The organism is Halomonas sp. NPDC076908 (assembly GCF_050269715.1).
Lineage (GTDB): Bacteria > Pseudomonadota > Gammaproteobacteria > Pseudomonadales > Halomonadaceae > Vreelandella.
On the sequence record NZ_JBNNIW010000014.1, the window covers coordinates 101,038 to 107,302 of the forward strand.

Annotated in this window: 6 protein-coding genes; 1 reads left to right on the forward strand and 5 read right to left on the reverse strand. The window is 51.5% G+C overall.

From position 1 onward, the window contains the following. Positions 1-148: 148 nt before the first annotated feature. A complete protein-coding gene (locus ACQKE4_RS10560; RefSeq protein WP_427388284.1) occupies positions 149-835 on the reverse strand; it encodes an NAD(P)H-binding protein in 687 nt (228 codons plus the stop codon). Positions 836-911: 76 nt separating this feature from the next. Between ACQKE4_RS10560 and rlmF the strand changes: the two genes are divergently transcribed. Continuing rightward, positions 912-1,862 carry a 23S rRNA (adenine(1618)-N(6))-methyltransferase RlmF gene (rlmF, locus tag ACQKE4_RS10565; RefSeq protein ID WP_427388285.1) on the forward strand — a complete coding sequence of 317 codons (951 nt, stop codon included), beginning with the start codon at positions 912-914 and terminating at the stop codon, positions 1,860-1,862. A 41-nt stretch (positions 1,863-1,903) separates the two neighbouring features. Here the strand turns inward: rlmF and ACQKE4_RS10570 are convergent, their stop codons facing one another. The 4 genes from ACQKE4_RS10570 to ACQKE4_RS10585 all read right to left on the reverse strand — a co-directional run bounded on the left by ACQKE4_RS10570 (position 1,904) and on the right by ACQKE4_RS10585 (position 6,099). Then, complete coding sequence (locus ACQKE4_RS10570) at positions 1,904-3,517, reverse strand: endo-1,4-beta-xylanase (protein ID WP_427388286.1); 1,614 nt, start codon at positions 3,515-3,517, stop codon at positions 1,904-1,906. 207 nt (positions 3,518-3,724) lie between these two features. Beyond that, positions 3,725-4,027 (reverse strand): type II toxin-antitoxin system RelE/ParE family toxin, encoded by a 303-nt coding sequence (locus ACQKE4_RS10575; protein WP_427388287.1) that lies wholly within the window; start codon positions 4,025-4,027, stop codon positions 3,725-3,727. Further along, positions 4,015-4,272: a type II toxin-antitoxin system Phd/YefM family antitoxin gene (locus ACQKE4_RS10580; RefSeq protein ID WP_022990189.1), complete on the reverse strand. Its 258-nt coding sequence runs from the start codon at positions 4,270-4,272 to the stop codon at positions 4,015-4,017. Before ACQKE4_RS10580 ends, ACQKE4_RS10575 begins: the two co-directional genes overlap by 13 nt. Positions 4,273-4,524: 252 nt before the next feature. Next, positions 4,525-6,099 (reverse strand): transposase, encoded by a 1,575-nt coding sequence (locus tag ACQKE4_RS10585; protein ID WP_427388288.1) that lies wholly within the window; start codon positions 6,097-6,099, stop codon positions 4,525-4,527. Positions 6,100-6,265: the final 166 nt, after the last annotated feature.

Below are 6,265 nucleotides of genomic sequence, written 5' to 3' on the forward strand. Positions count from 1 at the left end.
CACACCACTAGATTCACCGTGGGTGGGCGCTTTAGCGCGCGGTGATAATGACATCCAAAATCACTTGGTACGAACAGCTAAGCGCCCGCCTGAACACCGCGCTGTAGTGCCTGAATCAAGCTCCAAGCCTAAGTCAGGAAATTCACTTCTAACGCTCATGCATCTGGGCATTGGATAGCACAAAAGATGAAGGCTTAGAGCCTGTATCAAAACCCTCATCAATCATCGCCGCCGCAACGCGTGCAGTTGAAATAGGCCTAACCGATTTAGGTAAAAACGACGAAGCAGGAGCAAGCAACGTACTTGCCACCTTTTCGATCAAACGGCCGTCATCGGGTCGCCCCAGCAGCAATGAAGGCCGCGCAAAAAATACACACGGCAAAGCGAGCGCCTGAATATCGCGCTCCACCTCGCCTTTAACGCGATTATAAAAAGCCGCAGAACTAACATTAGCACCGTGCGCAGTTACTACACCCAACTTGCTAACGCCCGCACTCTTGCAAGTGCGCGCGAAGGCCAGCACTAAACCATGATCAATACGTCGAAACGCCTCTTCACTGCCGGCTTGCTTTTTGGTTGTGCCCAGCGCGACAAAGGCAACTGAACCTGACGGAATCAAAGCTGCTGCTTGCTGCTCCAACTGCTCCAACTGCTCAAAATCGACAATGTGGGACTGGATTTTTGAATTGATAGCTTCAGGAAAATAGCCCTGTAGATTTAATTCACGACGGGCGATCAGGATGACGTGAGCCACATCATTACGTTGGGTTAACTGAGTGACTAACTGCGTACCAATAGCCCCCGTTGCGCCTAGCACAATGGCAGTGTTAGACATTAACTCTCCTTTATTAAGGTTATAATCACGGACTAAGCCCAACCTACTCGACTAGTGAACGCCAAGCCTCAGGCCTATGACTGTGAACCCCCATAATCGAAGTGAAAAAGACCGCGCCAAGCCTGTTCGCAAAGGCCTGCACCCGAGGAATCTACACAACCAAGGCTATGACTTCCCTGCCCTGGTAAAAAGCCACCCAGCACTAGCCCCTCATGTGAAACCGAACGCTTATGGCCAACTTTCCATCGATTTCGCAGACCCACTGGCAGTCAAAACCCTCAACGCAGCGTTATTAAACCGATACTACAACATTGTCGATTGGGATATTCCAGAGGGCGCGCTTTGCCCTCCCATCCCCGGCAGAGCCGACTATATCTATTACATGGCGGACTTAATTAGGTTTGGACTTGGACGTGAACAGCCCAACATCAAGCTGCTTGATATAGGCACGGGAGCCAATGGCATCTACCCGCTACTGGCCTGCCAAATTTATGGCTGGCAGTGTGTGGGGAGTGATATTAACCCTCATTCGCTTGAGAACGTCGCCAAGATTATCGCCAATAACCCCACGCTCAAAGACCGCTTCTCGCTGCGCGCACAGCCCGATAAAAACCACATTTTTGAAGGGATCATTCAGCCTGGGGAGTTCTTTGACGTCAGCGTATGCAACCCACCCTTCCATGCCTCGCTTGATGAGGCACTTAAAGGTAGCCAGCGTAAACGCAATAACCTTGCACGTAGCCGCGGTGAACAAAAAGTAAAAACCAAATCGCCTACGCTGAATTTCGGCGGGTTGGGCGCAGAGCTTTGGTGTAAGGGCGGCGAGCAGTTGTTTCTTAAAAAGCTAATCAGAGAAAGCCAAACGTATTCAACTCAATGCCGCTGGTTTAGCAGCCTGGTTTCAAAAGCCGACAATGTGAAGCCTGCCAAGAAGCTGATTGGTAAGCTCGGCGCTGTTGATTGTCGGGAAATAGAGATGCAGCAGGGAAATAAGGTGACGAGGATATTGGCCTGGACATTTATGTGAGCCGCCTCTATTCGATGCCGATGCTCATAAGAACATTGCTTTCAGAGGGAGGTAAGAGAACTTGCCATCTCGTCCAATGTATTGGAAAGCGCTTGGTAGGCCAGCTTGGGTTGATACTGGGCATCATAAATCAGCCCGTTACCATGGTTGTAATAGTCGTACCACTCATTAAGTGACGACCAACGATCGGTGAAGCCCCACATAGTGAACGAGTGTGCACCCTCTTCGATGCACGCTTCCAAGTACTGGGCATACCAATCGGCTACGGCCTTTGAGGTATCGGCATAGTTCTGATACGGGTTAATGTCCAGCTCCGACACCCGTACCTCGATACCCAGCGACTTGAAACGGGCAATGGCCGACTTCAAGTCTGCCTTGGTCACAGACGAAGTATTGCGTGGCCAGGTCGCCTGGTAATCAGCATTCACGTCTTCGTGCATCTGCAAGCCAATGCCATGAATGGGCACGCCGGCGGTTTGCAACTCGACCACCAGGTTGAACAGGAAGTCCTGTTTGTCACCCGCCTCTTCACACCCCCACTCATTAATGAACAGCAGTACGTCCGGATCCACTTCATGAGCTTTACGTAATGCCCGTTCAATGTAGCCACTTCCTAATGCCTGGTACCAGACAGAATCACGTAGCTGATCTGTCCAGCCCAGGAACGGCTCGTTGATCACATCGAATGACACCATGCGCCCCTTATAGCGACCGAACAACCTCTCGATATGCTCGTCGAGGATCTCACCCACCTCAGTTGCCGTGATGGTGCCATCGTTCCAGCCATTCCACAGCCACTGCGGGGTCGCTTCGTTCCAGGCCACCGTGTGGCCATGCACCTCCATGCCATTACGTTCGGCGTAGTCGATCAGCTTATCCGACTCATAAAAGTCGTAGACGCCACGGGCAGGCTGGATGAACTGGAACTTCATGCAGTTCTCAGGGGTGATCTGGTTAAACTCATTGCCTAGAATGGTGCGGTACTGCTCATCGAATACCATCGGGTACGTGGACACCGCGGTACCCACTCGGAACTTACCGGCCTTATCACGCAAGGTGCCCACTGTCTTCGGCATACTACGCACAGGCATCTCTTCCACGCTACCGGTCGTGGTGATCTGGGTGACAAGGAACGTTGCCCCCACGTTCACTTCATCCAGGCTTAGATAAACCACCCCATCGGCAAACAGACACATATCCGACTGACGGGTTACTTCCACACCGTTGGTCAGGAACACCAGCTCGGTGCCCTCCCGCTTGAAGGTGTAAACCACATTGGCACCTACACTGGCAGCAGCATTCCCCGACTCGGTATTGTCAGGGTGATACATTGTCCAGTAACACCAGTCACTGTTGACGATCTGGGCTTTGAAGGTACTCATCGCGGAGTACCACTCATCCTGCACCATCGGGATAACCCCGTGGAACAAGAAGTAGGTGGAGTTGGCCGCGGTCAGCGTAGCGGTGATATTGATCTCAAAGTCACCGGAGACCTGAAAGCGCATTGCCAGGTTGAGCGACGGATTATGGACCGGTGCATCTGTGCTTTCAGGCAACGGCGACAGCTTACGGTCGAGGCCTTCAAACAGCACGCCATTTGATTGCAAAGTGGCACCAGAAAATCCTTCCCACAAATGTAATGGAACATTGGTCACGGGAATCCCTCAAAGAAATGTACCAGTGGGTTTTCACACGCATTAATTGTTGGGTTTGGAGGAACAATTGCTCTTTAAGCGCAGGATGCTGACCACTGCTTGACCTGCCAACACTTAGGCGCCAGTGGTGGTTTTCTATAACGCGAAGCGCACCGGTAGGTTTGACGTCACGAAGCGGAGAAAAAAGTATTCGAGTGACGCACCGGATTAGCTGTTCCCAAGCATGTACGCACGAAGCTGCCGCTCCTCTCGCATAACATAGAGGACAAGAACCCGCATCTCATCCTCACGATAAAAAATGCGACATGGTGGAACAACGACTTCTCTATACACCGAATTAGGGAGTTCTGCAGGCATCCGTCCCGATTGGGGAAAATCTTCCAAGCGCTCGATTTTATCGAAAACCTCTTCTAACAGGCGGCTCGCAGCTCCAGGATTATCTAGAGCAATGTACTCTGCGATTGCGTTTAACTCTTGAAGGGCTGGCTCAGTCCAGATTACTTCAGCCATTTACTCATTTTCTCCCTGGCCTCACTTTGACTGTACGTTCTTCCCTCAAGTACAGCACGCTCTCCCCGTGAGAGCCCCTCAAGTAGCTCAAGCCGACGCTGCATGAATTCGTAATCTTGCACATCAACAAGATAAGCCGATGGCTGGCCATGTTCAGTGATCAGCACCGGCTCTTTAGACAGATGTAGGTCTGCCAAGATTTTTGTGGCTTGGCGTTTAAGGTTTGTAACAAGCTCAACTTTCATGGGCTCATCCCTGATTCAAATTGATAGTGACACTATAGTATCACTATGCAGGTGGAACAATTACAGCTAACGAGGCTGTAGAAAAACCCGATTTCGAGTCGTCTCCACCGCCTCTCGTCCTAATTTACTTACTCAGCCAGTCATCTGGCTGAGTAATCTTAATATCGGCATTTAGCCACTTGAGCGCCCAGCTAAAGCTTGTTTAAGTCGGCCTTTGGCTCTTAGAAAGCAACTTATCCCACTCTAAGCCCTTCAGGACGCGGCTAAGTTACCGTAATTCGCTAACTTCTCAATATTGTGCACCAAGCAGTAGAGCTGCCACTGACCTTGCACCTTTTTCTTACCCCGAAGGCTGAAGCGGTTCAGTCTTTTCGTCGTGCCAATGTTGCCAAAGACGGGTTCCACGACAGACATACGATGGCTGTAAATTTCTTTGCCCTTCGGGCTATCAACTCGGTGTTTCATCCAGTCGGTATAATTGGGTAAGCGTTTGTTCTCGATAATAAAAGACACTTGTCGACCAGCACCCTTGCGATGGTCGGCAGAACTCGGGGTCTGCATGCATCGGTATTTCTTTGGGCAGTGCCGACATTGCAGCAAACGCCCTTCAAAGTGTACCCGGATCTTGCCATTGTCCGTTTCTCGTTGCCCACGATAGGACAGCTTTTCGCCGGTTGGGCAGATACACGTTAGTTCTACCGGATCAAACTGGAACGCGCTGGCTGGCGTCGTCTCTCGCCAGCCTTTATCTGGTAAGTTCTGGTGGCGCTTGCCGTATTTGTCTTTCTGATCGGCGAACTTCGGATCTCGGCTGCGGAACTGGTTATCGGGGATGTAGCCGTTGATCTGCTGTTCGTGCAGATACTTCATATTGGCTTCGTTGGCAAAGCCTGTATCCGCGGTGACGACGGTGCCTTTCTGGTAGATGTTTTCCGCAATGCCCAGTTTCTTAAAACGGGCTTCTACCTGCTCCAGAACTGGCTTCAGGGTGTGATGCTCCTGGCCTTCGCCGAAGGCTTGAGCGTCAATGACGATCTGGTGCTTTTTATCCACCGTGGCTACGCCGTTATATCCCTGGATCGTGCCCTTGCTTGTCGTCATTTTGGCACTTTCGTTATCGGTCAGATTGCTCTTCACTTCCTTGATGCGCTTCCCCCGGCCCATCCTTGGGCTGTGCGTCTTTAGGAAACGGTCCACTTTGTTCATGGCCGCATCTAGCGAGAGAATCGTCTTGGCTCGGCGAATGTCCCGATCCAGGTCGGCTTCCGTTTCAGCTTCATCACGCGCGTAGTGCTCCAGTAGGTGATGCCGAATCAGGCCTCTCAGTTTCTCCCGTTTCTCGCCCAATTCTTTGAACGTACCCGACCATTCCTTAGAGGCATCGGAGGACATCTTGCAGCCGTCAATGGCAAAGAGTTCGTTACCCAGCAAGCCTTGTTCGTGGCACACCAGCAGCACTTGTTCGAATAGCGCTTCAATCTCATCGGCATGGCGACTGACGAAGCTGGCCAGTGTGGTGAAGTGGGGAACGGTATCGCAGGAAAGAGCTTTAAAAATAATATTGGTCTCGCAGCACCACTGCATTTCACGACTGGAGGTGATGCCTTTTGAGTAAGCAAACAGGATAATCTTAAGCAGGATGGCCGGATCATAGGCCAGCCGGCCAGTCGCATCGTTGCGGTACTTGGGATGGAAAACGGATAAGTCGAGTTTATGCTCGATCAGGTAATGCACTGCGTGCTCAAAGGTGCCGGGTTGGAGTTGATCTTGGTAGTTGATCACCACCATGGCATTTTGATCGTGGTTATAAGGCTTGAAGCGCGGCATGTTGACCACTCCTCGTCTGTTTTCTCGATCCTACCAAAACTTAGCCGTCAGCGGGGTTTTTCTACAGGCTCAACGCAGAGCGCACCGGCGACCTTGACGCAGCGAAGCGGAGACAAGGGCGTCCGAGTGCCGCGTTTTGTTAACTGGTTTGTTCGATATTGGCACG

Bases quoted from the DNA above. Each gene is read 5' to 3' on its own strand.
- ACQKE4_RS10560 (WP_427388284.1), bottom strand. From the start codon at position 835: ATGTCTAACACTGCCATTGTGCTAGGCGCAACGGGGGCTATTGGTACG.
- rlmF (WP_427388285.1), top strand. From the start codon at position 912: ATGACTGTGAACCCCCATAATCGAAGTGAAAAAGACCGCGCCAAGCCT.
- ACQKE4_RS10575 (WP_427388287.1), bottom strand. From the start codon at position 4,027: ATGGCTGAAGTAATCTGGACTGAGCCAGCCCTTCAAGAGTTAAACGCA.
- ACQKE4_RS10580 (WP_022990189.1), bottom strand. From the start codon at position 4,272: ATGAAAGTTGAGCTTGTTACAAACCTTAAACGCCAAGCCACAAAAATC.
- ACQKE4_RS10585 (WP_427388288.1), bottom strand. From the start codon at position 6,099: ATGCCGCGCTTCAAGCCTTATAACCACGATCAAAATGCCATGGTGGTG.